Source organism: Polaromonas sp. P3_C2 (genome assembly GCF_056402675.1).
This window is the reverse complement of the sequence record NZ_JBFUGX010001218.1, coordinates 1-620: the sequence shown is the minus strand read 5'-3', so window position 1 is coordinate 620 and position 620 is coordinate 1. Positions and strand designations below refer to the sequence as shown.

Here is a 620-nt window from a genome sequence, read left to right as displayed (position 1 = left end):
GCATAAAGCTGCTGCTCGGCGTTTAACACATCGATATTGATACGCGTACCAATACGATATCCAACCTTGTTGGCATCAAGCGAGCTTTTACTGGAAGAAATGGCCGATTCCAATGCGTCGACCTGCGCCGCACCGTTGACGACACCGGTAAACGCCTGCCGTGCTTGGGTAATTGCCTGCCGACGGGCCACCTCCAGGTCTTCGCTTGCTTTCTCTTTCAAGGCAATGGCTTCCCGCACGCGTGCCTGCACTCCGCCACCGGCAAAGAGCGGGATGGTCAAGTTCAAACCAACCTGACCTGAGTGGGTACGGGTTGCAATATCTGCCGGAGAAGAGATGCTCCCCGAAGCGTAGTTGTTGCCATAACCGGCTGTCAGATCGAGTGTGGGTGAATGGGCTGCCCGGCTTTTATCGATCTCACGGTCAGCCACCTCCAAGGTAGTCAAAGCGACTCGGACTTGCAGTGATTGTTCACGGGCACTGTCTACCCAGGACTGAACTGTCACTGGTTGTATACCCGGCAACCGACCACCATCACGCAGGCGCGCCAGACGGACTTCAGAGTCGCCCAGGATACGCGCGAGTTCAGCACGTCTGTTTTCCATATCGCTGGCAGCGGC

At 56.5% G+C, this 620-nt stretch carries 1 protein-coding gene; it reads right to left on the bottom strand.

Translation table 11 applies throughout. The features are described 5' to 3' along the window. A partial coding sequence (locus AC1DWI_RS25705) for a TolC family protein (protein ID WP_477726263.1) occupies positions 1-431 on the bottom strand: 431 nt, incomplete at its 3' end. Positions 432-620 lie beyond the last annotated feature (189 nt).